Here is a 23,617-nt window from a genome sequence, read left to right on the forward strand (position 1 = left end):
CCGGCGGAGCGCCATCACCGGCCGGCGCCTGTCCGCTGAGTCCGGTCGGGTGAGGTTCGCCGAAAGGCGACAGAAGACGTCCGGATTTCCCGAGATCCTCGTAGTGACACCCCACACCGAGGAGCCGGGAGGCAGGACATGTCAGGACCGCTGGAGGGCAGGGTCGCTCTGGTCGCGGGAGCGACCCGGGGCGCCGGACGGGGCATCGCCGTCGAGCTGGGCGCGGCCGGCGCCACCGTCTACGTGACCGGGCGCACCACCCGCGACCGGCGCTCCGAGTACGACCGCGCCGAGACCGTGGAGGACACCGCCGACCTGGTCACCGAGGCCGGCGGGCGGGGCGTCGCCGTGCCCACCGATCACCTCGACCAGGCGCAGGTGCGGGCCCTCGTCGAACGCATCGCGGACGAGCAGGGCCGCCTCGACGTCCTGGTCAACGACATCTGGGGCGGCGAGAAGCTCTTCGAGTGGGACACCCCCGTCTGGGAGCACGACCTCGACAACGGACTGCGGCTGCTGCGGCTCGCCGTGGAGACCCACGCCGTCACCAGCCACCACGCTCTGCCGCTGCTGTTGCGCACGCCGGGCGGACTGGTCGTCGAGATGACCGACGGCACCGCCGAGTACAACCGCGACACCTACCGCGTGAACTTCTTCTACGACCTCGCCAAGGCCTCCGTCCTGCGCATGGCCTTCGCTCTCGCCCACGAGATCGGGCCCCGGGGGGCCACCGCCGTGGCGCTCACCCCGGGCTGGATGCGCTCGGAGCTGATGCTCGAGCAGTTCGGCGTCCGCGAGGACAACTGGCGCGACGCCCTCGACCGGGTCCCGCACTTCGCCATCTCGGAGACGCCCCGCTACGTCGGCCGGGCCGTCGCCGCGCTCGCCGCCGACCCGGACGTCGCCCGTCGCAACGGACAGTCGCTCTCCAGCGGCGGCCTCGCCCCGGAGTACGGCTTCACCGACCTCGACGGCAGCCGTCCGGACGCCTGGCGGTACCTCGTCGAGGTGCAGGACGCGGGCAAGCCGGCCGACACGACCGGCTACCGCTGAGCCGTCACGCCGACGGCGGCGCAGGCACCGTCGGCGCAGGCATCGTCGACCAGCGCGCCGGGTGCCCCGGGGGCAGGTCGAGGTCCTCGCGCACGGCCGCGTAGTAGCCCTCGCGGCCGGCGCGCTGCCGCTCCAGCAGCCCCTGCCAGGCCTGCGGATCGTGGGTTCCCTCCCGTAGGAAGGCCTCCATGTCCATCACCACGGTCACCCACGTCCGCGCCCGTTCCACCACGTCGCGGCTGCCCAGCATGACCAGCGCCTCCCCGGCCGGGTCGCGTGCGTCGGTGGCCTGCGCCAGCTGAGGCTCCGCCTCCTGCGGGGACAGCGGGTAGGGGTGCGGGTCGTTGCCCAGGTGTGAGGCGACGCGGTACGTCAGGTTGACCGACCGCTTGACCGCCCTCGCGTACTCGGCGTACACCGCCAGCCGCCGTTCCTCCCACCGTGCCGACCGCTCGCGCGCGAACCGGGCCCGGTCGCTGCGCGCCAGGGCGAGATACGAGCCGAGGGCGCCGACGACAACGCCCAGAAGGGCGGGAAGTTGCTGGAGGAACGCGGACATATCCGCACGAGATCCTTCCTGGTGATGCGGTGGCGCGGTGACGCTCAACGGACCGTCAGATCATTTCATTTGATCTGACGGTCCGGAAGTTCACTGTTTCGTCACAGACCGGTGCTCACCACAACCGCGGCCCCCGTCGGCGGGTCTACCTTGACGACATCGCGAGAACAGTGGCAGGGAGAGGTCAGGTCATGGGGGACATACGCAGACGAGGGGCGGTCGCGCTCGGGATCACCGGGCTCATCGCGCCGTTGACGCTCGCGTTGGGCGCGGCGCCGGCCCAGGCCGCGAGTTGCACGACGTCGGCCGGGCCGTACCAGAAGCAGGTGGAGAAGTTCCTCGGCCGGCCCGTCGACGGCAAGCAGTCGAGCGCCGACTGCTCGGCGATCCGGGCGTTCCAGACCAAGCACGGCATCACGCCGAACATCGGTTACGCCGGGCCCGTCACCTGGGGCGTGATGGACCTGATGAACAAGCAGAAGGCGGTGGGCAACAAGCCCAACAAGGCGGGCAAGTGCCCGACCAACAAGGGCCGCATCGCCTGTGTCGACCTGACCCTCCAGATCAGCTGGATCCAGGACGGGAGCAAGCTGGTCTACGGGCCGGTCCCGGTCCGTACCGGCCGCAACGGCTACGAGACCCGCACGGGTCTGAAGAAGATCTACTGGCGGCACATCGACCACGTGTCGACCATCTACAACGTGCCCATGCCCTACAGCCAGTTCTTCGACGGCGGCCAGGCGTTCCACTCGGTCGGCGTCAGCATGTGGAACCCGCCGGGCTCGCACGGCTGCGTCAACATGACGAAGACGGCCGCCAAGACGTACTGGTCGCTGCTGAAGAACGGCGACGACGTCTTCGTGTACGGGCGCAAGCCGGGCACGTGAGCCGTGAGGCGGGCGTCGTGAGCTGCGCCTGAGCCGTGCCGTGTGACGCGGCTCAGGCGACCGTGTCGGTGATCCGCTCGGTTTCCAGGAGCGTTGACAGAAGGACGTGATCAGTAACACGTCCGGTATGTCTGGTTCGTTCGCGGTGACTCACGCGGCCTTCACCTCGGACGCCGTAAGATTCACACCATGTCCACCACTGTTGAAACCCTCTCCGAGCGATCGGCCGCGGAGGTCAACGAGGAGATCAGGGCCCTGTGGCTCCGGTCCGGCGGGACACTGAGCGGCGAGCAGCGTGAGGAGTACCAGCGGCTCGTCCTGGAGTGGGCCGCCGCACCGCAGCCCGTCTGAGCGACCTGACCGCCTCCCGACCGCGAGGCCGTCCCCGCCCGAGCGCCCGGCTTCCCGGCGCCCGCCGGCGCACTGGCGTCCTTCGTGCACCGGCGTCCCGCGTGTGTCGGCCTCGCCCGCAATTTCACCGTCTCAGCGCCCCCCGGCTCGGACTCCGTCCGAGCCGGGGGGCGCCCCTGTGACCGGGGGGCGCCCTTTGCGGCGCTCGGCGGCCTGGTCATCCCCAGGTCGCCGAGTAGTACCGCTGATAGGCCTTGCGGTCCTGTTCGGCGCGGATGTACCGGGTCGCGACCAGGGCGACCATGCTGCCCGCCAGGACCAGCAGACCGGGGCCGATGTTCTTCGGGTCGGTGAGCCGGGAGGCGAGGGTCGCACTGTCGCCGACACCGGTCACCGGGGCGGTCGAGCCCGGCGAGGCGGAACCCGGGGAGGCCGCCGCCGTGTTGGAGGCGGCCGGCGCGGGCTCGGAGGACGAGGTGGGCGTCCCGCCCTGGGCGTTGTCGGAAGGCGCCGCCACGATCAGCTGGACGCCCAGCTGGGCCAGCGCGTTGTCCACCGGCTGGAAGAACGTCGTACCGCCGGTCCTGCAGTCGCCGCTGCCGCCCGAGGTGATGCCGAGGGCGATCCCCTCGGAGAACATCGGGCCGCCGCTGTCGCCGGGTTCGGCGCACACGGTCGTCTCGATGAGTCCGCCGACCGTGCCCTCCGGGTAGTTCACCGTCGCGTCCAGGCCGGTCACCTCGCCTTCACGCAGTCCGCTGGTGCTGCCGCTGCGGAACACCCGCTGGCCCACGGCCGCGTCGCCCGTGCCCGTGATCCGCACCCCGTTGCCGTTGCCGATGGCGACCACGTCGGCGCTCGCCCCCGCCTTGCCGCTCGCGTACTGCACCAGCGAGAAGTCGTTTCCGGGGAAGGAGGAGTTGACGGTCTGGCCCACCTGCTGCTTGGCCTGGTTGTCGGCGAACCAGGTCGACCCGGTGGGGCCGCAGTGCCCGGCGGTGAGGATGAAGTCGCTGGTCCCGTTGGTCACGTTGAAGCCGGCCGAACAGCGCCCGCCGGTCGACAGGATGGGCTGCGCCCCGTTGATCCGGGTGGTGAACGCGCCGGTGGTGCGCTCCATGCGCACAAAGCCGCCGATACCGCCGGCCGTGCGCGTCAGCCTCGACCAGTCCGCGGACGACACGGTGCTGTCGCCCTGCACGACGATCTGGTTGGACCGGTAGTCCATCACCCACGCCGTGCCGGCCACCCGCGGAGCCGAACGCAGCGCCGCCGTGGCCGACTTGAGCTCGTTCATGCTGTGCGACACGACCTTGGCGACGGCGCCCGCCGCCCGTACGGCCTCGGCGGTCTTCTCGTCGGTGACCCCGACGACCGGTCGTCCCTCGGAGTCCAGCCAGGTGCCGGCGGTGCGCGCGGTGCCGAACCTCTCGACGAGCGCCGCCCCCGGGTTCGTCACGACCGACTCCGCCGCGCTGCGCGGAACCGCCGCCGTGCCGGGCGGCTCGCTCGCCATGGCGGCCTGCGCGACCATGGCTCCTCCCAGGAGAAGTCCGCCGACCGCCGCCAGCCGTGTCACTCGCCGGACGGTCCGTCGTCGTACGTGCCTCATGCCTGGCTCCCGAAACCCTGAACGCGCGGACTCAACACCGCGGGGCCCTCCGGTCGTTGAGCACCCTCACCTCCATACGCGCCGCAGCCCGCAAGTGTTCAGCCGCCGCGCGTACGGAAGTGAGCGCGGCGGGGATCCGCGCGCCGGGGAGGCAGTGCGTCACACCGGGACGTGTGCGGGGACGTCCGCCTACGAAAGGCCCGGGATGCGGGAGTCGACCGGAGTGGACGGTCCACCGGGTTCCCGCGCGGGCCCCAGCCGCGCCCAACTACGCTCGTCGCCCCACACGGCCGCAGCGCCGGTGTACGGGCGCAGCAGCGCGGAGAGGGCGGGGTCGCCGTGGCCGCCCAGCTCGTCCGAGGCGATGCGGCGGGCGATGCCGGCGAGGAAGTCGGCGAGCTGCACCCGGGCGTCGAACCGCGAGACGACCAGCCGGAGCCCGGCGAGCCCGATGCCGCGTCGCCGCGCCTCGCCCTCGATCCAGGCGATCCGCTGCGGGGTGAGCATGTTCTGGCGGTCGTGCGCCAACCGGACCGGACGTCCGCCGTCGCTCCAGTGTGCCGCGGTGTGCAGGATCGAGGGGAGCAGCGGATTGAGGACCGGGGCGAGCACGAACGGCCCGTCCTGAATTCCGGCGCGATAGGAAAGGGCGCGCGGGCGTTCCTCCGAGAGCCGCGCCAGAACGTCCGCCGCAGGCGTTCCCGGATGCCGCCGCCGCAGGGTGTCGACCAGGTGGAAGAAGTGCGCCACAGGCGCGTGCGGCGTGTCCGGCGGCTCGTCGTGACGCACCCACAGCAAGTGGTTGGCCGCCTCCAGGAACGACGTCCATTCCTCCCCGGTGAACGTCCGCCGCCCTTCCCCGAAGAGGGCGACGGCCGCCGCGGGATCGTCCAGCAACAGATCGACGGCCCGGTCCACGATGTAGAAGGGCTTCTCCACCAGATGCACATGGGCACGTCCGTACAGCGGCCCCGACGGCGAGAGCAGCCATTCCAGAACGGCCCGGTGCTTCTCCCGGAGCAGATGGTTCGCCTTGTACTCCTCCGCGGGCGAACGGATCCGGTCGCGGATCTCCTGTACGTGCCCGGCGGCGGATTCGACCGACAGCAGCACACTGGCGTGCGCGAACACATCCGTGTTGCCGCCGGTGAGGTTCTCGCCGTCCGAGCCGGATTCGTCGCAGGCGATCTCCCGGACGCCCGCCGCGTCCGCCACGACTGTCCCGTTCACACGATCCCACGTCACACCACGACCCCCTATCTTGTGCCCATGACCAGCATCCCGCACGACGCGCCAGGTGAACCGAATCCGCTGAACGCGCTCACTCTCGATCTGCTGCGCCGCCGCACGAGCATGAAGTGGCGCACCTATCCGGCCGATGTCCTGCCGCTGTGGGTCGCCGAGATGGACGTGCCGCTCGCCGAGCCGGTCGTCCACGCGGTGACGCGGGCCCTCACGCTCGGCGACACCGGCTATCCGACGGGCACGGCGTATGCGCAGGCACTGGTCGAGTTCGCCGCCAAGCGCTGGGGCTGGGACGGGCTCGCGGTCGAGCGGACGGCGATCGTGCCGGACGTGATGCTGGGCGTCGTCGAGATGCTGAAGCTGGTGACCGCCCCCGGCGACGCCGTGGTGGTCAACCCGCCGGTCTACCCGCCGTTCTTCGCGTTCGTCGCGCACATGGACCGGCGCATCGCCGAGGCGCCCCTCGGTGCCGACGGCCGACTCGACCTCGAGGTGCTGGAGCAGGCCTACCGGCGGGCCGTCGCGGACGGCGGGCGCGCCGCACACCTGCTGTGCAGCCCGCACAATCCGACCGGGACCGTGCACACGGCCCGGGAACTGGCCGCCGTAGCCGCGCTCGCCGACCGGTACGGCGTACGGGTGGTCGCCGACGAGATCCACGCACCGCTCGCCGCGCCGGACGGCGGCTTCGTGCCCTACCTCGCCGTCCCGGGCACACAGAACGGTCTGTCGCTGATGTCGGCCTCGAAGGGCTGGAACCTGGCCGGCCTCAAGGCGGCCCTGGCCGTCGCGGGCCCCGACGCGGCAGCCGACCTCGCCCGGATGCCGGAGGAGGTCGGCCACGGGCCGAGCCATGTCGGCGTCCTCGCCCACACCGCCGCCCTGTCCGAGGGCACGGACTGGCTGGACGCCCTGCTCGCCGGCCTCGACGACAACCGCCGTCTGCTCACCGCTCTCCTCGCCGAGCACCTGCCCGGCGTCGGGTACCGGCCGGGCGAGGCGACCTACCTGGCCTGGCTCGACTGCCGGGCCGTGGACCTCGGGGACGATCCGGCCGCGGTCTTCCTGGAGCGGGGCAGGGTGGCTCTCAGCCCCGGAACCGACTTCGGCACGGGCGGAGCCGGGCACGTACGGCTGAATCTGGCCACCTCGCCGGAGATCCTCACCGAGGGGGTGCGGCGGATGGCCGCCGCCGTCCGCTGAGCCCGGTCCGGCGCGGGCCCGCGACGGGCCGTCCCGCGCGAACCGCCTGGGTGGCGAACGGGCCGGGATGCCTAGACTGCGGGACATGGATGACAAGTCGCTCGACCGGCTGGCAGCGGGAAAGTATCTGCTGATCACCAGCTACCGCAAGAACGGGACGCCGGTCGCCACCCCCGTGTGGGTGGTGCGCGACGGCGACGCGCTCGGGGCCTGGTCGGCCGCCGACGCCTGGAAGGTGAAGCGCATCAGAGCACGCGGGGACGTCCTAGTCGGCCCGTGCGACGTGCGGGGCAATCCGACCGGCGACCAGATCCCGGCCACCGCCGAGATCTGCGACGCGCAGACCACCGCCCGCTATCGCACGCTGCTCGCCCGCAAGTACGGCGTCCTCGGCCGGCTCACCCTGCTGGGCAGCCGGCTGCGCCGGGGACTGGACGGGACCGTGGGCATCCGCATCACGCTGTGAGCGGATGCGGGCGGCGCGTCCACGACTCGCGTGCGGTGTTCAGTGCCAGGCGCGGTACGGCTCGTCGAGTAGCTGGAACACCGGCTCGCCGCGCACCGGGTCCTCGGCCGTGGACAGCCGGACGCGGGCGCCGCTGTGGATGCCGATGAGCGGGCCCATGACCCGGCCGCGCACGACGAACCCCTCGGCCATCTCGACCAGCGACACATTGCGCGCGGCCGGGGTGTTGCGGTGCACGACCGTGGCGTGACGGACCGTCCCGGTGCCCTCGCTGCGCTCGGTGCGCAGGTCGCTGCCCTGGCACACCGGACAGAGCAGCCGGTGGTACATGGCGGTGGCGCACCAGGTGCAGCGCTGGAAGAGGATCGTGTCACCGTCGGCGCGGGGGCGCTCGAGGACGCCCGCCGCGGAGCGGACGGACTGCTGTACGGCGGTTCCTGAGTGGTGGTACACGCGGGTCAACTCCCTGCACTCGGCCGGAATCCACGTGCGCGGTTCACCCGTGCACGCACGTGCCCGGTCGACCGTGCCGCCGTGCACGGCCACAGCGTATGGCACTCAGTGTCACTGGTAAAGGCACTGCGTACCCTAATCTCCCCGGGTCCGGTCAGCCTCGAGCGTCGTCTCGATCTCCCGCACCACACGCCACAGGGGCGCCCCGCGCCGGGCGACCACCACCACGACGTCCTCCGGGCCCTCGACGGCGGGCGACGGGGCCGGGGCCGGAGTCGAGGTCGGGGCAGGGGCCGGGGGAGCGCCGAAGGCCGACTGCACGAAGCCGAGGGCGTGGTCCACGGTCGCGGTCGCGTCGCCCCGGCCGTCCGAACGCAGCCAGGAGCGCAGGGCGTTGTTGTGGGCGGCCACCACCGCGGCCGCGATGACGTCGGCGTGCAGGGCGCCGTGCGTCCGGTCGGTGAAACGGCCGCGCAGATAATCGGCGAGGGCCCGCTCGTAACGCCAGACCACCGACAACTCGTACGCCCGCAGCCCGGGGACCTGCTTGGTGAGCCGGTAGCGCTGCACGGAGAAGGAGGGGTTCTCCGCGTACATCAGCAGGACCAGCCGGGCGGCCTCGCAGACGCGTCGTACCGGCTCGTGCCGATCGCCGCTCGCCGCGAGGAAGGCGGTCAGGTCGGCCAGGCACCGCTCGTGGTCGGGGAAGACCACGTCCTCCTTGGAAGGGAAGTAGCGGAAGAAGGACCGCCGGCCGACCCCCGCGAGCGCCACGATGTCGTCGACGGTGGTCTGTTCGTAGCCGCGCTCCAGGAACAGCCGGAAGGCCGCCGCGACCAGCGCGTCCCGCATGGGCGGCTTGGCCTGCGCCTTGTCAGTCGCGCTCATGGACGGGAACGTAACACCTGGGCCGCGCCCATGGCACTCGGTTCCCTCGTACGGGGAACCGAGTGCCATGCGAGTGCCGGGCGGGTGCCGGGCGGGTCAGAGCCGCTCCGCCGCCTCGACGACGTTGGTGAGCAGCATCGCCCGCGTCATCGGTCCGACACCGCCGATCGGCGGCGCGAAGGAGCCGGCCACGTCGCTCACGTCGGGGTGGACGTCGCCGAGGATGCCCTCTACCGTGCGCGTGAGGCCCACGGACAGCACAGTGGCACCCGGCTTGATCCAGTCGGGACGGACCATGTGGGCCACTCCGGCCGCGGCCACCACCACGTCCGCCTCGCGGGCGTGCGCGGCCGTGTCCTGGGTGGCCTCGTGGCACAGGGTCACGGTGGCGTGCTCGGTGGCGCGGGTCAGCATCAGACCCAGCGGCCGGCCCACGGTGACACCGCAGCCGATCACACAGAACTGCTGGCCCGTGATCTCCACGCGGTTGCGGCGCAGCAGGTCGATGATGCCGCGCGGGGTGCAGGGCAGTGGGCCCGGGATGCCCAGCACCAGCCGGCCCAGGTTCGTCGGGTGCAGACCGTCGGCGTCCTTGACCGGGTCGATCAGCTCCAGCACCGCGTGGGTGTCGATGTGGGCGGGGAGCGGGAGCTGCACGATGAACCCGGTGCACGCCGGATCGGCGTTCAGCCGGAGCACGGCGGCCTCCACGTCGGCCTGGGAGGCGTCGGCGGGCAGCTCCACCCGGATCGAGGCGATGCCGACCTGGGCGCAGTCGCGGTGCTTGCCGCCCACGTAGGAACGGCTGCCCGCGTCGTCGCCGACGAGGATCGTACCCAGCCCGGGAGTGACCCCGCGTTCCTTCAGCGCCTGGACGCGCAGGGCGAGTTCGCTCTTGATGTCGGCCGCGGCGGCCTTGCCGTCGAGAAGTGTTGCGGTGGTCACGGGATCGGCGAGCCCTTCAGGAGAAAGAACGACGGTCCTGTCATCGTACGACCCCTTCGTCCGTCGCCGACCACGAGTCCCGCCCGTCGCAGCCGTACCGCCAGGTCAGCCGCAGTTTCGCTGACGTAACCTTTGCGCACCGCTTCGCCGCCCATCGGGGAGACCTCGCATGCCCGCCGCCCGACCCCGTCTCCTCTACGTCACCGACCTGGCCTACCCGGCCCGCGGGCGCCGCTACGGCGACGAGGACGTCTTCCTCTCCTCCCGGCTGCGCGCGGACTTCGATCTCGCCCTGTGCCATCCGCTGGACGCGACGGCGCTGATGCACTCCTTCGACGCCGTCGTCGTCCGCAACAGCGGACCCGTCCTCGGCTACCCGGCGCAGTACCAGGCCTTCCGGGAGCACGCGCTGCACGACGGCGTGCGCGTCTACAACCCGCTCACCGGCCGCGCCGACATGGCGGGCAAGCAGTACCTCCTCGAGCTGAGCGCCGAGGGCTTCCCGGTGATCCCCACCGTCGACCGCGCCGAGGACCTGCACCGGCTGCCCGAGGCCGAGCGGTACGTCGTCAAGCCCCGGCTCGGCGCCGACTCGCTGGGCCTGCGGATCGTCGCGCCCGACGCCGTGCCCGCCCTCGCCGACGGCTCGCTCCTCCTGCAGCCGTGCGTCGACTTCGTCCACGAGGTCTCCTTCTACTACGTCGACCACGACTTCCAGTACGCCCTGTACGCCCCGCGCCCCGACCGCCGCTGGGAGCTCGAGCCGTACCGGCCCACCGTGCGGGACCTGGAGTTCGCCCACCGCTTCGTCGACTGGAACGGCCTCGCGCACGGCATCCAGCGCGTCGACGCGTGCCGCACCCCGGACGGCGAGCTGCTGCTGGTGGAACTGGAGGACCTCAACCCCTACCTCTCCCTGGACGCCCTCGACGAGGACGCACGGGACGCCTTCGTCGCCGCGACGACCCGCTCCCTGCACCACTTCCTCGCCGCGTAGCCCTGCTCGCGGGGCGCCTTCCTTGCTGTGCGGCCCCGCCCGCGGCCCGTGTGGCCCCGCCCGCGCCGGCCACGCGCGGCGGGGCGCCGGTGAACCAGGCGGGCCGCGCGCCCGTATCCCTTCCGGGGACCCACGGGAGGGAGACCAGGTGCCGACACCGGAGGAACCCGGACAACCGCACGACCGCCAGGTCCTGGAGCCCATCCGGGTCCTGCGGCCACGCAACACCGACGCCCTCGCGGAGCTGTTCCGCGAGCTGACCGAGGACGCCGCCGACGACTACGAGGCCGTTCCGCTGCCGGGGAGGGCACCGGGCGACGAGGCGCAGACCCGGGAACTGCCCCCGGCGCCCGCCGTCGGCGCGCGCGCCCGGCGCACCCGCGGGCCGGCCCCCGGGCGCGAGGCCAGGCCGGCCCCTCGAACGGCCCCCGGCCGTGCCGTGCGGCCCGCGCCCGGCCGAGCCGTCCGGCCCGCCCCCGGCCGTGCCGTGCGGCCCGCGCCCCGCCGGGCCGACGGGCCGCCCCGCGCCGCGGTCGCCGTCGTCGCCGTGCTCGCGGCTGCGCTGCTCGGCTTCGCCGGCGCGCTGTTCCTGCCCGGCCGCGACGGTGGGGCCGCCGCCGCGGCGCAGCCGCCCGCTTCTGCTCCCACGCCGACCGCCGCCGCGAGCGCGTCCGCCGATCCCGACGGCGCGGGCACCCTCAGGGAAGGGGACAGCGGCCCGGGGTGACCGAGCTCCAGCAGCGTCTGCTGAGGATTCCGAACGTCTACGACAACGGCCCCACCGACGGCCGCTACAGCGGCGTCCTCACCGAGGCCGTGGCCCGCTTCCAGCTCTGGTACGGAATCCGCGGTGACGAGAGCGGCGTGTACGGCGACGACACGCGCCGCGATCTGGAGTCCCGGACCGCGGCGGCCGCCACCCGGTGAACAGAGTGAACAGGGGACGGCCGGCCGCGCGCCGGGCGGGGCCGCCGATGCGGGCACCGCCCGGCGGCCGGTCCTACTCCTCGCCGTCCCGCGGCAGCCGGATGTCGAGAACACACACGTCGTCACGGCCGTCGGGCTCCAGCACCGCGCCGAGCAGGTGTTCCAGGGGCACCGGACCGGCCGGGCCGCCGCGGGCGCCGGCCCGGGCGAGCCGTTCCAGTCCCTGGTCGATGCTCTCCGTGGGCCGCTCCACCAGACCGTCGGTGTACAGCAGCAGCCGGTCGCCGGGTTCCAGCAGGACGTCCGTCTCCTCGTAGCGGGGCGCGTCCGTCGCGCCGAGGAGCATCCCGTACGGGCGCTCGAGGTAGCGCGCCTCACCGGCGCGCAGCAGCAGCGGCGGGGGATGGCCGGCCTGCGCCCAGACGAGCCGGTGCTCACGCGGGTTGTAGCGGGCCAGCACCAGGGTCGCCGAGCCGTGCGGATCACGGGAGTGCAGCAGCAGCGCGTTGAGCCGGCTGAGCGCCCCGGTCAGCGACGACCCCGTGATGATCATGCCTTTGGCGGTGAACCGCAGCAGCGCCATCGCGGCGACGGCCCCCAGACCGTGCCCCGCCACGTCGCCCACCACGAACAGGGCGTCCCCGTCGGGCAGTTCGATGGCGCTGAACCAGTCGCCGCCGACGCTGAGATCCGACTGCGCGGGCAGGTACGCGATGTCCACCCGCAGCCCGGCCAGCCGGACGGGCTGCTTCGGCAGCGGGAGCAGCGCGTCCTGCAGGCGGGCGGCGGCCGTGCGTTCGGCCTGCAGCACGCCGTGCTGGGTGAGCATCGCCCGCTCGCTGGCGACGAGGGCGAGTTCGGCACTGCGCTGCGCGGTGAGGTCCTGCACGAAGCCGTGCACCTCGACGGGCGTGCCCTCGGCGTCCGGCACGGCCTCCGCGACCACCCGCAGATGGCGGACGCCGTCCCGGGTGGGGAGCCGGAACGGCACGTCGCACGGCTGCCCGTGGCGCACCAGCTCCCCGACGGAGCGGGCCAGCACCGGCACGTCGTCGGGCAGGGCGAGCCGCGGCAGACTCGCCAGCGGGACGACGCCCCGGGCGGGGTCGCGTTCGAGGATGGCGAAGACCTGGGAGGACCAGTTCCCCTCGCCCGTCGCCAGGTTCCAGGTGACCCAGCCGAGGTTGCCCAGCCGCTGCACGTCCGCCAGTCGCTGCTCCTGGCGCTCAAAGGGGTCGTGCCGGACCCAGCTGACGACCAGTCCGTCGCCCACCCGCGCGGCCCTCGCCGAGTAGGTGGACAGCTCGCCGGCCCCGGCGACCGTCCGCTGCCGGACGAACGGCTCACCCTCGAACGGCTCGCCGCCCGCCAGAGCCTCCAGGCAGCCCTGCCACAGCGGCTCGCCGGAGATCTCCGGCCAGCACTCCAGGAAGCGCCGCCCGACCAGTTCGTGGCCGCTGCGGCCTCCGGCGTCGGAGGTCGCCCGGGTGGCGGCGTCGATACGGAAGTCCTCGACGTGCCCCGACGCGGAACGCAGGGGCGCGAGAAACACCGCGGACACAGGCAGCGGATCGAACATCGTCTGCACGGCGCTTGCGGCGGCCCCGACGGCGGGCCGGCGGGTGTCGAAGGTGCGCAGCGGGCCCGCGCAGAGCTGGGCGACGGCCAGGAGATGCTCTCGGACGCGCGGGGTGAAGGGACCCGTCCAGCGCCGCAGGACGCCCAGCGCGACGTCGGCCGACGCTCCTGTGACCACCGGCAGCCACGCCCGGGTCGGCCAGCGCCGAGCCGGGGCGCCGATCAGCGGATACCGCTGCGCGTCCTTGTCGGGGTCCTCCAGCCAGCACGGCCTGCCGGACTCGAGGGCGTCGTGTGCGGGGATCCCGCTCACCGACGGAACCCGGCCCCACTGGTCGGCCAGCGTCTCGTCGATCCCGGCGTGCCCCACGAGGTCGAGCCCGCCGCCGGGCGACTGCGCGTAGATCATGACGGCGTCGGCGCCCACGTCCGGCGCGAGGTGGTCGAGCAGCCGGCGGGCGAGATCCTGTGTGCCGCCGACCCGGACCAGGGCCCGGCTGAGCCGGCCGAGGGCCGCGGCGTCGATCTCGTCGACGGCGGACTGCGGCGCGCTCTGCCCCTCCGGGGCGTCGGTGAAAGGGGCCGCGGGCTTGGTCTGCGACGGTGCGGCGAGGGCGCCGAGGGTGATCCAGCACTCCTCCAGCAGCGTCCGCCGCGCGATCTGTGCTCGTCGGTGCAGTTCCTCCTGGGCGGCGTCGGGGGTGCAGCCGCGCTGTGCCATCAGCGCGCCCTTGGCGCGCTCCAGCACGGCCGCGGTGGCCGCGAGGTCCTGCAGCCGGTCCATCTCGGCGCGCTGGCGGGCCACGACGCGGGTCAGCGCGGCCATGTCGGGGACGCCGCCGGACTCCGAGGGCAGGGCGGGTTCGCTCGTCACGCCTCGAGCATGGCACATGGGCGCGGATCGGATCGAGGTCTTGCGGCAACCCCTCCGCCAGGCGCGACTACCTGCGCGGACATCGGTCGCAACGGCCTGTTCAGCGCCCGGCGTTGTGCTCCGTCAGGGCCTGGGTGACGGCGCGGACGCTGCGGGCGATGTGCTGGAGCTGCATGACCTCGGCGGCGTACATCTTGATGGTGTGCTCGATGACGGACTCGGCCAGTCCGAGCCGGGGCAGGTCGGCGCGAGCGGTCTGCAGAGCGGTGCGGGCGACCCGGACCTCGTTCTGGACCTGGATCTGCGCGTGACGGGCGAGCAGTACCGGGTGGCGCAGCAGGGCGGGGTAGCTCGCGTAGCGCGCGGGCACCAGTTCGCGCAGCCACTTGGCGGCCGAGCGCTCCCAGTCGTAGCTGCCGGGTGTCTTGACCTGGCACGGCCAGTCCGAGCTGATGCGCGTCGTCGTCAGAGTCATGATCATCGCTTCCGGTATGTGGCGTCGTGACGGTGGTCCGACGGTTCGGGGCGGCCCCGGTCCAGGGGATGACCGGGGCCGCCTAGGGCACTCGCGCAAGCGATGCCCCGGGCACCCCGAGCGCCGACGCGGGTAGGGGACGGCGGTCTTCGGGTGCCCGTACAGGAGCCCTTCGCGGGCGGGTGCGGCCGTGAGCAGTATTTATATATGCCGACGGCTTTGCAAGACGTATGAAAACATTCATGCGTGAAATGCCCGTAGTGATCCCCTTTGGTCTTTTCTGGGGGAGGGGGTGGTCCGGGGCGAACCGGTCATTCCCGGAGGAAGAACTGGTGCTGCTCGGCGATCTGCTCGTATTCCTCGAGCCGCGCCTGGGTGCGCTCCGGGCCCGCGTCGGTCATGGCCTGGAGCAGTGCCGCGGCCATCACACCCGGGGCGGCGTACGAGTCGAAGACCAGGCGGGAGCCGGTGCCGCTGGCGAAGGTGGCGTCGGCCTCGTCGGCCACCGGCCCCAGCGCGAGGTCGGTGATCAGCGCGACCTTGAGGCCGGCGCTGCGCGCGACCCGCACGGCGGTCAGGGTCTCCTGTGCGTGCCGGGGCATCGAGAACGCCAGCACCCAGGTCCCGCCCGCCTCCCGGGACTGCAGCAGCGCGTCGTAGGCGACGCTCCCGCCCCGGGTCACCAGCCGTACGTCGGGGTGGACGCGGCGGGCGGCGTAGGCGAAGTACTCCGCCAGCGAGGCGGAGATGCGCAGCCCGAGGATGGTCAGCGGCGTGGACTGGGAGAGCTGCCGGCCGACGTCGATGACATGGTCGGGATCGGCGAAGTCGCGCCGCAGGTTCTCCAGGTTCTCGATCTCCGCGTCGACCGCCGCCTGCAGTTCGTTGCTGCGGTTCACCTCCGCCGCCGGACCGCCGGCCAGCGCGCCGAGCGCGATCGACTGGAGTTTCTCCCGCAGTGCGGGATACCCGCTGAAGCCCACCGCCGCGGCGAACCGGGTCACCGAGGGCTGACTGACGCCGACCCGGTCCGCGAGGTCGGTGATCGACAGGAACGCCGCCTCGGTGATGTGCTCGATCAGATACTGGGCGATACGCCGTTGCCCCGGGGACAGTTGGGGCCCGTCGAAGAGCGCCCGCAGCCGCGAGGTCGGGGAGACCTCCGTCTCCGGTCCGGTTCTGCCCGAGGTGATCGCGGATGCCTGTGCGCGTGCCTGCTGCGGCGATGGCGCCGGTGCGCCTCCCTTGTCTTCCACGAAGCTCAACATAGCTCAGCGCCACGGCGGGCAAGGGCGGGCCGAGGGCGCCTCAGGGCGCCGTCCGCACCCCCGGTGATCGCGGCTTACCGCCGGTACGGCATGCCCCGGGCCCGACGTGGTACCGGCCGCCCCGGCGTCGACGCCGTCTCCGGCTGCCCCGGGCCTGAGGTGTTTTCTGGCCCTCCCGGGGCCGAGGTGGTCACTGGCCGCCGCCGGGCCCGACGTAGTAACTGACTGCGCCGGGGCCGACGTCGTCTGCGGCTGCCCCGGGCCTGAGGTGTTTTCTGGCCCTCCCGGGGCCGAGGTGGTCACTGGCCGCCGCCGGGCCCGACGTAGTAACTGACTGCGCCGGGGCCGACGTGGTCTGCGGCTGCCCCGGGCCCGAGGTGGTCTGGGGCTGCCTCTGGCCTGAGTTGGCTTCTGGCCCTCCCGGGGCCTGGTGTGGTCACCGGCTGTCTCGGGCTCGAGCCGTCGCGGGGGCCGGCGTCGTCTCCAGGTGCCCCGGGCCCCGACGCCGGCTCCGGCCGCTCCGGGCCCCAGGCGGTCACCGGCCGCACCGGCCCCGGCGTCGTCGCCGGACCGCGCCGCATCGTCGGGCGGGCCCGCGCCCCGGGTGCCGCTCGTCGGGCCCGAGAGTGACGCCGGCCCCCGGGCGACACCGGGGGCCGGGTGGCGGCGGGAGCGAACCCGGCGGGCGCACGGGCCTGCCCGGGTCGGCTCCCGCCACGACGGGCGTTACCGCTTCAGCAGGCGTACCGACAGGCCGTGGGCCGTGTACACCGGTACGGCCCGCAGGTGAGCGCAGTCCAGCTCGACACGGTCGAACTGACCGCGCAGCGCCGACGCCGAGATCACCGGCACGGTCGTCCCCGCGGCCGGCGGCTTTTCGGCGTCGAGACGCAGCGACAGCACCGAGCCCCGGTCGAGCCGTACCCGTCCGGACACCGTCAGAACCGGACCGTGGTGCCCGCGCAGCGTCAGATCCAGCACCGCGCCGGCCCCCTGGGCCCACGCGCCGCGCACCCGCACCGGCCCGCCCGCGCGCAGCGTGCCGCCGGCCAGTCGCACGTCGCCCTGGCCGAGGGCGCCTGCGTGCCCGGCCACGAGCACGCCCCCCTCGACCACGGTGCCGCCGTGGTAGCGGTTGTGCCCGGTCAGGGTGAGCGTGCCGGAACCGCGCTTGGTCAGACCGCCTTCGCCCGCGATGTCGTTGCGCCAGGCGTCGGCCGCCTGGAAGCCGCCCTTGGAGGCGTCCAGGGTGACCGTGACGTCGTGGTCGAAGGCGCCGTAACCGTCCGCGGCCGCGAACAGGTTGAGCCGGCCCCACTGCTCGAAGCCGTCCAGCATCACGTACCCGGAGGGCAGCGCGGTCGTCCGCAGCACGTCCCGGCGCTGGGCTGCGGTGAGATACGGCTGGCGGGTCTCCAGCAGCACCTCGGCGCCCTTGGGCACCGTCAGCGGCTCCTTGCGGCCCTCCCTGGGGAGGACGTAGGTCAGCCGGGGCTCGACGGCACGGGCGTTGGCCTCGCGGTCGGCGTACTCGTCGTCGGCGTCGGAGTGCGCGTGGGCGAACAGGGTGTCGGCGGTCGTGCCGGTCTTCTCGGTGAAGTAGGCCAGGGCCTGGGCGCGGGCGGCCGCCTTGAGCTCGGCGTTGGCCGGGTCGGCGAGCGTGGCGGCGGCGAGCGCGGTGGCCATGATGCGGCCGCCGAGGACGTCGACGGTGGAGTGCATGCCGGACACGATCCTGGTGTGGCTCAGCTGCAGGGCACGCGTCACCAGCTCCTGGAACCGCTCGGGGACGGCGTACGCGTACGCCAGCGACGCCAGGTGGAAGGCGTTGGTGTGGCCGCTCGGGAACCCGCCGTCGTCCGTCGGCGAGGTGCTGCGCTGGCGCAGCAGCTGCGGCACGACGACCACCTTGGAGTCGTAGACGGGGTAGCCGAGCGCGTCGGTCTTCCCGGTGTCGACGACCTCGCTGTTCTCGTTCATGCGCCAGGGCCGCGGGTACTGGAAGGCGTACTTGCCCGGGTTGCCGGAGGCGAACGGGCCGCGCACGGTGTCCACGAGCTTGGCGATCAGGCCGAGGTCGGAGGTGTACGAACCGGCGCCGAGCGCGGAGCCGGCCGGCGCGTCGGCGGGCACGGCGTCGTCGATCTTGGTGGCGGGGACGGTGTCCGGCGCGGCGGTGATCGAGGTGACCGCCTTGGCGCCGGCCTTGTACAGGTCCGTCAGCGGTCCCAGGCCGGCGATCATCGCGTAGCTCTGGTGCTGGCGGTCGTAGACGAAGGCCTCCCGGCCCTGCGCCTCCGTGCGGGCCCGGGTCACCGCGACGCAGTAGCGCACGTTGGCGCGCAGGATGTCGGGCCGCACGGGCGTGCCGGTGTTCCAGGCGCCGCCGGTCTTCCACACCTTCGCGAAGCCGCCGAGGACGCGGACCACCGCGTTGGTCTCGGGCGTGAGGTTCGCGATGACGTTCGTCTTGTAGTCGTCGACGAAGGGAAGCGGACCGGTGGCGGCCTTGGCGTCCGCGGCGGCCAGCCAGGAGGCCAGCGTGGGGGCGGCCACCAGGGCCGCCGACCCACCCACGGAGAACTTGAGGAAACGCCTTCTGTTCACGGCCGATGGAGAGCTGAGCCCGGCGGATGACGGCATGGATGTGCCTTCCTGGAATGGCCTCGGCCGAGGGGCCCGAGGCAGGAGCTGCGCGCCTGCGGTTCGCGGGTCTTGCGACGACCCGTGAGCCGGGGGACGCGTCTGGGCGAAGATCTACGGCCGGGTCGTGTCGCTTGCGCGAGGGCCCGGCGACCGGTGCGTGTCCAGCGGGTGAAGGTGCGGCCGGCGGCTCACAGCAGCGAGCGCGCCAGCGCCACCGCGCCCTCGACCGGCGGCACGGTGAGCGGGCGCGGCCGGGCTCCCGGCACGGCGGCCCCGAGCGCGTCGGCGAACGCCTCGTACAGCGCGGGCTGCCCGAGCACCGTGCCGCCCGCCACGACCACGTCGTCGACCACGACCCCGCGCGCCGCGAGCCGCGCGACGAGCGCCGCGAGGTCCTCGCCGGCCCCGGCGATCACGGACCGGGCGAGGGCGGAGCCGTCGGCGGCGGCCGCGAAGACCACGGGAGCGTGCCGCCCCCACTCGGCGGAGACGTCGGCCGCGCCCTCCAGCGCCGCGCCGAGCGCCGGCACCTCCGGCACACCGAAGGAGCGGAGCAGACCGAGCGCGAGGGCGTCGGGGGCCTCGCCCCGGTCGTGCGCGGCCCATACGGCGCGGGCGGCCTCCCGGACGAGACCGGCGGCGCCGCCCTCGTCGCCGAGGACCGCGCCCCAGCCGCCCACCTGGACCGGGGCGCCGTCGGGCAGTCGTCCCACCGCGACCGAGCCGGTACCGGCCACCAGGCCGACGCCCTTGTCCAGACCGGCGGCCGGAACGAGCAACTCGGCGTCGCCCACGAGGTGCGCGGGCGCGCCGAGAAGTTCTTGCAGCGCGACACGGATCCGCGCGCACTGGAAGGGGGTCTCGCAGCCGTGCGCCCCCACGGCGAACGCGGCGGGACGTGCGCCCGCCGGCAGCGCCTCACGCAGGAGGGCGGCCAGCCAGTGCGCGGCGGCGACCGGGTCGTGCGGCCCCCAGCCGCTGCTGGCGCGCACATGGTCGGCCACGACGCGGTCGCCCGCGAGCGCGCGCAGCTGCGTCTTGGTGCCGCCCACGTCGACGCCGACCACGAGGGGGATCGAAGGGGGAGAGTCCTGCACGGATCCTCTTTCGTCGTTGCGCTTGACGGGCTGCGACGGCGGGCGAACCGTGACCGGGGGAACAGGCATGAAAGAACTAGGGAAGCCCCGGGACGGGCCTCTGACGAGACACGGCAGGCGAGTACCGTGAAGTTCGTTAGGAAGTTAACTAACGAAGTACAGTGCGTCAAGAGGAATCGCGCACTCGACCACCGTGCGGCCCGGCCGGGCCGCACGGGGCGGGAACGCGCGACGTCGGTGCATCCCATCGCCGCAGCCCGCCGAGACGAACTCGTCAGCGCGCGCGGCCCTGTACCCGTGTGGGGGAAACTGTGGAACTCGACGTGGTGGAAGCCCCCCGCCTGACCGAGAGCGCCAGCGCCGTGTTCGCCGTGCTGGCCCAGGCGGGCAGCGCGACCCGGCCGCAGCTCGCGAGCCTTGCGGGACTGTCCAAACCGACGGTGTCCTCCGCCGTGGCGGAGCTCGAGGCCGCCCGGCTCGCCGCGCACTCCGGGACCGCCTCCAGCGGCACCGGCCGCTCCGCCGCCGTCTACTGCCTCGGCCCGGCCGCGGGCGCGGTGCTGGCCGTCGATCTCGGCCCGGCCGTCACCCGGGTCAGGGGCTGCGCCCTGGACGGCGCGCTGCTCGCCGAGGCCACCGCCTCCCGCAGGGACGCCGCCGACGCCGTGCGTGAGGCGCTCGACGTGCTCCCGGGCGGTGTGCCGCTGCGCTCCATCGTGGTCGCCGTCGGCGACGTGGCCGCCCGGGACCGGCTGGGCAGCGGCATGCGCCCGGCGACCGCCAAGGCAGGGCCCGTCTTCGACGCCATGGCGGTCGCCCTGCCCCCGGGCGTGCCCGTCCACCTGGAGAACAACGTCAACTGCGCGGCACTCGCGGAACTGCACGAGGGAGCCGCCCGGGGCCGGCACACCTTCGGCTATCTGCGGATCGGCGTGGGCATCGGCCTCGGCATCGTGGTCGGGGGACAGGTGCTGCGCGGCTCGAACGGGGCCGCCGGAGAGCTCGCGCGGCTGCCCTATCCCTGGGACGTCGGCCGTGAGCCGCGCCAGGAGGCCCTGGAGGAGTACATCGGCGCCCGCTCCCTGCTGCGCCGGGCCAGGGAGGCCTGGGAGGCCGCGGACGGGCCCTGCCCACGCACCACCGAGCGGCTGTTCGCCCTCGCCGGGGCGGGCAGGGCCGCGGCCGGCGAGATCGTCGGCCGGCACGCCGTGGACGTGGGGCGGCTCGCCGCCGCGGTGACGGCCGTGCTGGACCCGGGTCTCATCGTGCTCGGCGGCAGCACCGGCGCGGATCCCCAGCTCCTGCCCGGGGTGCGGGCCGAGCTGGCGCGGCTGAGCTGGCCCACCGAGGTGGTCAGCAGCACGGTCGGCGATTCCGGCACCGTCGTGGGCGCCGCACGGCTCGCGGTCGCCCGGGGAGTCCAAACCGTGACCGAGACCGCGCGGGCCAAGGATTGACGGCCCGCGACTCGGTCTGCCAATGTCCGGACAAGCGCTTTCTAAGTCGGCCGGGACGCCGGCTTGGGTTGAGCATCCCGCCCGTACGCGAAGTACGGCAGCCGCACGAGGGCGCGCTTGTGCGACGACGGCCCTCATGGCCGGGGATCCCACCCGACAAGGCGATGCGGCCGGGCGAGGCCGTGCCCCCGGAAAGCGAAATCTCCTGCAAACTGCACCCGTGCCGCCTCGTTCGGCGCCGTGCTCCGTCCCCTACGACGAAAAGGGATCGAAGATGACCAGTGTGGGTGTGCGGCGCTCCCGCCGACTCGGCCTGGGCGGCATAGGCCGCATGGTTCCCCTCGCTGCCGTGGCCACGGCAGGTGCCCTGTTGCTCTCCGCCTGCGGGTCGGACGGCGACTCGGGCGGGACCTCCAAGTCGCTGACGTTCTGGATCTCCACCGTTCCGGGGCAGGACGCGGGCTGGAAGAAGATGGTGGCGCAGTACAAGAAGGACGCCGGTGTCGACGTCAAGCTCGTCAACATCCCTTACGACGGGTACGCGACGAAGCTGAAGAGCGCCGCGCAGGCGAACTCGCTGCCCGACGTGGCGACGGTGCCGGCGCTGGACCCGATCTGGTCGGGAAAGCTGATCGACCTCGGATCCATCGCCAACAACAAGACCAACAAGATCAACTCCAACTTCATCGCCAAGGACTCGTCGGGGAAGGTGCTGGCCATCCCCTCGGACGTCACCGCGTCCGGCCTGTTCATCAACAAGTCGCTCTTCGACAGGGCCGGCGTCGCCTACCCGGCCTCGCCCCAGAAGACCTGGACCTGGACCGACTTCATCAAGGCGGCGGACACGGTCCGCGAGAAGACCAAGGCCAAGTACTCCCTGACCTTCGACCAGTCGCCGTCCCGGCTCCGCGCCATGGTGTACGAGATGGGCGGGAAGTACGTCCACGCGGACGACTCCGGCAAGTTCTCGGCGGACGAGGCGACCAAGAAGGCCGTGAACTACTTCGTCGGACTGAACGACGACAAGACCATCCCGAAGTCGGTGTGGACCAGCGGCGCCGACCCGTCGGCCATGTTCCAGAGCGGTGACGTGGTCGCCTACTGGTCCGGCGTGTGGCAGGTTCCCGCCTTCTCGGACAGCATCAAGAAGTTCGAGTGGGCGAGCGTCCCGACTCCCGCCCAGCCGGTGCAGGCCAGCGACGTCAACAGCGGCGGCCTGACGGTGGGCTTCAACAACAACGCCGACGCGGCCACCGCCGCGACGAAGTTCCTGTCCTGGCTGTACGAGCCGGCCCACTACCAGGCGCTGTGCGAGGCGTCCGGGTTCCTTCCGGTCGAGAGCGGTCTGAGCCCGAAGTACCCCTTCAAGTCCGAGGCGGCACAGGCGGCGTTCAAGCTGTACAACGAGTCGATCCCGATGTACGCACCGATCTCCGGCTACTTCAACGGCGCGCAGACGAACTGGGTGCTGAAGGGCAAGAGCCTCACCGAGGACCCGACCAAGACGGAGATCGGCAAGGCGATCAACGGCCAGCAGTCGGCCGACAAGGCCCTGGAGAACATCGTGGCCGGCTACAACCAGCAGGTCGGCGGCGGATCGTAGGCCGTCAGGGCCGGGCGGCGGAGTCGAGACACCGCCGCCCGGCCCCGCCCGCACACGTGATGCCGGGCTCATGGCGTGAGCCCACGGCAATCCCATCCACCAGCACGGAGTCAGGAAGATGACAAAACGCGCCTCGGACGTGTCCGTGAGCCCGCCCCGGAGACGCAGTAAGTACATCCTTGCGCCGCTCGTCCTCATCGCGGCCAACGTCGTGCTCTTCTCGCTGTTCTTCGTCTGGCCGGCGGTGCTCGGGCTCATCTACTCCTTCACGAACTACACGGGCGTGGGCGCGTTCCAGTTCGTCGGCCTGGACAACTACCACAACCTGGTCGGGGACTCCACCTTCTACGACGCGCTGACCCGGACGCTGCTGTACGCCGTGCTCTTCGTCCCGCTGAACTTCGGGCTCTCACTGCTCGCCGCCAACCTGGTGGTGAACAAGCACGCCAAGGGCGCGTCGGTGGCCCGCGTCATCTTCTTCATCCCGTGGCTGCTGTCGCCCATCGTGGTGGGCGTCCTGTGGCGGTGGCTCTTCGGTGAGAACTTCGGACTCGTCAACTACGTCATCGAGCAGTTCGGCGGAAGCGCCGTCCCGTGGCAGTCGAACGCCGACCTGTCGCTCATCGTGGTGGTGATGGCGGCGTCCTGGGCCTGGACGGGCTTCTCGATGCTGCTGTTCATCGCCGCGATCAAGAACGTGCCGGTGTCGTACTACGAGGCGGCCGCGCTCGACGGCGCCGGCCCGTGGCGCCAGTTCATCAGCATCACGCTGCCGAGCATCGCGCCCACCTCGTTCATCGTCATCCTGCTCAACACGATCAACGCGATGAAGGAATACCCGGTGTTCGTCGCCCTCAACAACGGCGGCCCCGGCACCTCGAACAACCTGCTCGTCCAGTACATCTACGAGACCGGCTTCAAACGGGGCCAGATCGGCTACGCGAGCGCCGCGTCGTTCGTGCTCATGCTCATCCTGATGGCCGTCGCGATCATCCAGCTGATCGTCAACCGACGGGTGGAGAACCGATGAAGA

Annotated in this window: 22 protein-coding genes; 11 read left to right on the forward strand and 11 right to left on the reverse strand. The window is 72.6% G+C overall.

The features are described from left to right. The first annotated feature begins 138 nt into the window (after nucleotides 1-138). Nucleotides 139-1,053 (forward strand): SDR family oxidoreductase, encoded by a 915-nt coding sequence (locus tag QA802_RS38475; protein ID WP_334532960.1) that lies wholly within the window; start codon nucleotides 139-141, stop codon nucleotides 1,051-1,053. Nucleotides 1,054-1,057: 4 nt separating this feature from the next. Here QA802_RS38475 and QA802_RS38480 read toward each other — a convergent pair whose 3' ends face one another. Continuing rightward, nucleotides 1,058-1,612: a hypothetical protein gene (locus tag QA802_RS38480; protein ID WP_334532963.1), complete on the reverse strand. Its 555-nt coding sequence runs from the start codon at nucleotides 1,610-1,612 to the stop codon at nucleotides 1,058-1,060. Between the two features lie 191 nt (nucleotides 1,613-1,803). On the opposite strand from QA802_RS38480, the gene QA802_RS38485 reads away from it, so the two are divergent. Both QA802_RS38485 and QA802_RS38490 read left to right on the forward strand, forming a co-directional pair. After that, entirely contained in the window at nucleotides 1,804-2,499 is a 696-nt protein-coding gene (locus QA802_RS38485) for a L,D-transpeptidase family protein (RefSeq protein ID WP_334532966.1), read from the forward strand. Between the two features lie 189 nt (nucleotides 2,500-2,688). Next, nucleotides 2,689-2,850, forward strand: a complete 162-nt coding sequence (locus tag QA802_RS38490; RefSeq protein WP_334532968.1) for a hypothetical protein — start codon at nucleotides 2,689-2,691, stop codon at nucleotides 2,848-2,850. 217 nt (nucleotides 2,851-3,067) lie between these two features. On the opposite strand, the gene QA802_RS38495 is transcribed toward QA802_RS38490, so the two are convergent. Next, on the reverse strand, nucleotides 3,068-4,462 hold the full coding sequence (locus QA802_RS38495; protein WP_334532971.1) for a S1 family peptidase: 1,395 nt from the start codon (nucleotides 4,460-4,462) through the stop codon (nucleotides 3,068-3,070). A 189-nt stretch (nucleotides 4,463-4,651) separates the two neighbouring features. Further along, nucleotides 4,652-5,692, reverse strand: coding sequence for a hypothetical protein (locus tag QA802_RS38500; RefSeq protein ID WP_334532974.1), 1,041 nt, complete (start codon nucleotides 5,690-5,692; stop codon nucleotides 4,652-4,654). A gap of 39 nt (nucleotides 5,693-5,731) precedes the next feature. Between QA802_RS38500 and QA802_RS38505 the strand changes: the two genes are divergently transcribed. Continuing rightward, nucleotides 5,732-6,910 (forward strand): MalY/PatB family protein, encoded by a 1,179-nt coding sequence (locus QA802_RS38505; protein WP_334532977.1) that lies wholly within the window; start codon nucleotides 5,732-5,734, stop codon nucleotides 6,908-6,910. 85 nt (nucleotides 6,911-6,995) lie between these two features. After that, on the forward strand, nucleotides 6,996-7,376 hold the full coding sequence (locus QA802_RS38510) for a PPOX class F420-dependent oxidoreductase (protein WP_334532980.1): 381 nt from the start codon (nucleotides 6,996-6,998) through the stop codon (nucleotides 7,374-7,376). 39 nt (nucleotides 7,377-7,415) lie between these two features. On the opposite strand, the gene QA802_RS38515 is transcribed toward QA802_RS38510, so the two are convergent. From QA802_RS38515 to QA802_RS38525, 3 genes are all read right to left on the reverse strand, one after another. Next, nucleotides 7,416-7,829 (reverse strand): Zn-ribbon domain-containing OB-fold protein, encoded by a 414-nt coding sequence (locus QA802_RS38515; protein WP_334532983.1) that lies wholly within the window; start codon nucleotides 7,827-7,829, stop codon nucleotides 7,416-7,418. Between the two features lie 135 nt (nucleotides 7,830-7,964). Further along, nucleotides 7,965-8,681, reverse strand: coding sequence for a TetR family transcriptional regulator (locus QA802_RS38520; protein ID WP_443042320.1), 717 nt, complete (start codon nucleotides 8,679-8,681; stop codon nucleotides 7,965-7,967). Between the two features lie 132 nt (nucleotides 8,682-8,813). Beyond that, a complete protein-coding gene (locus tag QA802_RS38525) occupies nucleotides 8,814-9,662 on the reverse strand; it encodes a bifunctional methylenetetrahydrofolate dehydrogenase/methenyltetrahydrofolate cyclohydrolase (protein ID WP_334532989.1) in 849 nt (282 codons plus the stop codon). A gap of 169 nt (nucleotides 9,663-9,831) precedes the next feature. Between QA802_RS38525 and QA802_RS38530 the strand changes: the two genes are divergently transcribed. The 3 genes from QA802_RS38530 to QA802_RS41810 all read left to right on the forward strand — a co-directional run bounded on the left by QA802_RS38530 (nucleotide 9,832) and on the right by QA802_RS41810 (nucleotide 11,586). Next, a complete protein-coding gene (locus tag QA802_RS38530; RefSeq protein ID WP_334532992.1) occupies nucleotides 9,832-10,659 on the forward strand; it encodes an ATP-grasp domain-containing protein in 828 nt (275 codons plus the stop codon). Between the two features lie 148 nt (nucleotides 10,660-10,807). Next, entirely contained in the window at nucleotides 10,808-11,386 is a 579-nt protein-coding gene (locus tag QA802_RS38535; RefSeq protein ID WP_443042236.1) for a peptidoglycan-binding protein, read from the forward strand. Further along, on the forward strand, nucleotides 11,383-11,586 hold the full coding sequence (locus QA802_RS41810) for a peptidoglycan-binding domain-containing protein (RefSeq protein WP_443042237.1): 204 nt from the start codon (nucleotides 11,383-11,385) through the stop codon (nucleotides 11,584-11,586). Before QA802_RS38535 ends, QA802_RS41810 begins: the two co-directional genes overlap by 4 nt. Before the next feature lie 73 nt (nucleotides 11,587-11,659). Here QA802_RS41810 and QA802_RS38540 read toward each other — a convergent pair whose 3' ends face one another. The 5 genes from QA802_RS38540 to QA802_RS38560 all read right to left on the reverse strand — a co-directional run bounded on the left by QA802_RS38540 (nucleotide 11,660) and on the right by QA802_RS38560 (nucleotide 19,524). Next, nucleotides 11,660-13,990, reverse strand: a complete 2,331-nt coding sequence (locus QA802_RS38540; RefSeq protein ID WP_334535164.1) for a SpoIIE family protein phosphatase — start codon at nucleotides 13,988-13,990, stop codon at nucleotides 11,660-11,662. Nucleotides 13,991-14,138: 148 nt separating this feature from the next. Then, a complete protein-coding gene (locus QA802_RS38545; RefSeq protein ID WP_173985727.1) occupies nucleotides 14,139-14,519 on the reverse strand; it encodes a hypothetical protein in 381 nt (126 codons plus the stop codon). A 305-nt stretch (nucleotides 14,520-14,824) separates the two neighbouring features. Continuing rightward, a complete protein-coding gene (locus QA802_RS38550) occupies nucleotides 14,825-15,769 on the reverse strand; it encodes a MurR/RpiR family transcriptional regulator (RefSeq protein ID WP_266716517.1) in 945 nt (314 codons plus the stop codon). Nucleotides 15,770-16,507: 738 nt separating this feature from the next. After that, nucleotides 16,508-18,424, reverse strand: a complete 1,917-nt coding sequence (locus QA802_RS38555; protein ID WP_334532998.1) for a phosphatase PAP2 family protein — start codon at nucleotides 18,422-18,424, stop codon at nucleotides 16,508-16,510. Between the two features lie 191 nt (nucleotides 18,425-18,615). Next, a complete protein-coding gene (locus QA802_RS38560; RefSeq protein WP_334533001.1) occupies nucleotides 18,616-19,524 on the reverse strand; it encodes a BadF/BadG/BcrA/BcrD ATPase family protein in 909 nt (302 codons plus the stop codon). 323 nt (nucleotides 19,525-19,847) lie between these two features. Between QA802_RS38560 and QA802_RS38565 the strand changes: the two genes are divergently transcribed. From QA802_RS38565 to QA802_RS38575, 3 genes are all read left to right on the forward strand, one after another. Then, on the forward strand, nucleotides 19,848-20,981 hold the full coding sequence (locus tag QA802_RS38565; protein WP_443042321.1) for an ROK family protein: 1,134 nt from the start codon (nucleotides 19,848-19,850) through the stop codon (nucleotides 20,979-20,981). A 274-nt stretch (nucleotides 20,982-21,255) separates the two neighbouring features. After that, entirely contained in the window at nucleotides 21,256-22,584 is a 1,329-nt protein-coding gene (locus QA802_RS38570) for an ABC transporter substrate-binding protein (RefSeq protein WP_334533004.1), read from the forward strand. Nucleotides 22,585-22,702: 118 nt separating this feature from the next. Continuing rightward, nucleotides 22,703-23,614 carry a carbohydrate ABC transporter permease gene (locus QA802_RS38575; RefSeq protein WP_334533007.1) on the forward strand — a complete coding sequence of 304 codons (912 nt, stop codon included), beginning with the start codon at nucleotides 22,703-22,705 and terminating at the stop codon, nucleotides 23,612-23,614. The last annotated feature ends 3 nt before the right edge of the window (nucleotides 23,615-23,617 follow it).

Origin of the sequence: Streptomyces sp. B21-105 (genome assembly GCF_036898465.1) — a bacterium.
In the GTDB taxonomy this organism is placed as follows: Bacteria; Actinomycetota; Actinomycetes; order Streptomycetales; family Streptomycetaceae; genus Streptomyces.

Coding starts and splice junctions, on each gene's coding strand:
- QA802_RS38475 (WP_334532960.1), top strand. CDS start 139: ATGTCAGGACCGCTGGAGGGCAGGGTCGCTCTGGTCGCGGGAGCGACC.
- QA802_RS38480 (WP_334532963.1), bottom strand. CDS start 1,612: ATGTCCGCGTTCCTCCAGCAACTTCCCGCCCTTCTGGGCGTTGTCGTC.
- QA802_RS38485 (WP_334532966.1), top strand. CDS start 1,804: ATGGGGGACATACGCAGACGAGGGGCGGTCGCGCTCGGGATCACCGGG.
- QA802_RS38490 (WP_334532968.1), top strand. CDS start 2,689: ATGTCCACCACTGTTGAAACCCTCTCCGAGCGATCGGCCGCGGAGGTC.
- QA802_RS38495 (WP_334532971.1), bottom strand. CDS start 4,462: ATGAGGCACGTACGACGACGGACCGTCCGGCGAGTGACACGGCTGGCG.
- QA802_RS38505 (WP_334532977.1), top strand. CDS start 5,732: ATGACCAGCATCCCGCACGACGCGCCAGGTGAACCGAATCCGCTGAAC.
- QA802_RS38510 (WP_334532980.1), top strand. CDS start 6,996: ATGGATGACAAGTCGCTCGACCGGCTGGCAGCGGGAAAGTATCTGCTG.
- QA802_RS38520 (WP_443042320.1), bottom strand. CDS start 8,681: ATGCGGGACGCGCTGGTCGCGGCGGCCTTCCGGCTGTTCCTGGAGCGC.
- QA802_RS38530 (WP_334532992.1), top strand. CDS start 9,832: ATGCCCGCCGCCCGACCCCGTCTCCTCTACGTCACCGACCTGGCCTAC.
- QA802_RS38540 (WP_334535164.1), bottom strand. CDS start 13,990: ATGGCCGCGCTGACCCGCGTCGTGGCCCGCCAGCGCGCCGAGATGGAC.
- QA802_RS38545 (WP_173985727.1), bottom strand. CDS start 14,519: ATGATCATGACTCTGACGACGACGCGCATCAGCTCGGACTGGCCGTGC.
- QA802_RS38555 (WP_334532998.1), bottom strand. CDS start 18,424: ATGCCGTCATCCGCCGGGCTCAGCTCTCCATCGGCCGTGAACAGAAGG.
- QA802_RS38570 (WP_334533004.1), top strand. CDS start 21,256: ATGACCAGTGTGGGTGTGCGGCGCTCCCGCCGACTCGGCCTGGGCGGC.
- QA802_RS38575 (WP_334533007.1), top strand. CDS start 22,703: ATGACAAAACGCGCCTCGGACGTGTCCGTGAGCCCGCCCCGGAGACGC.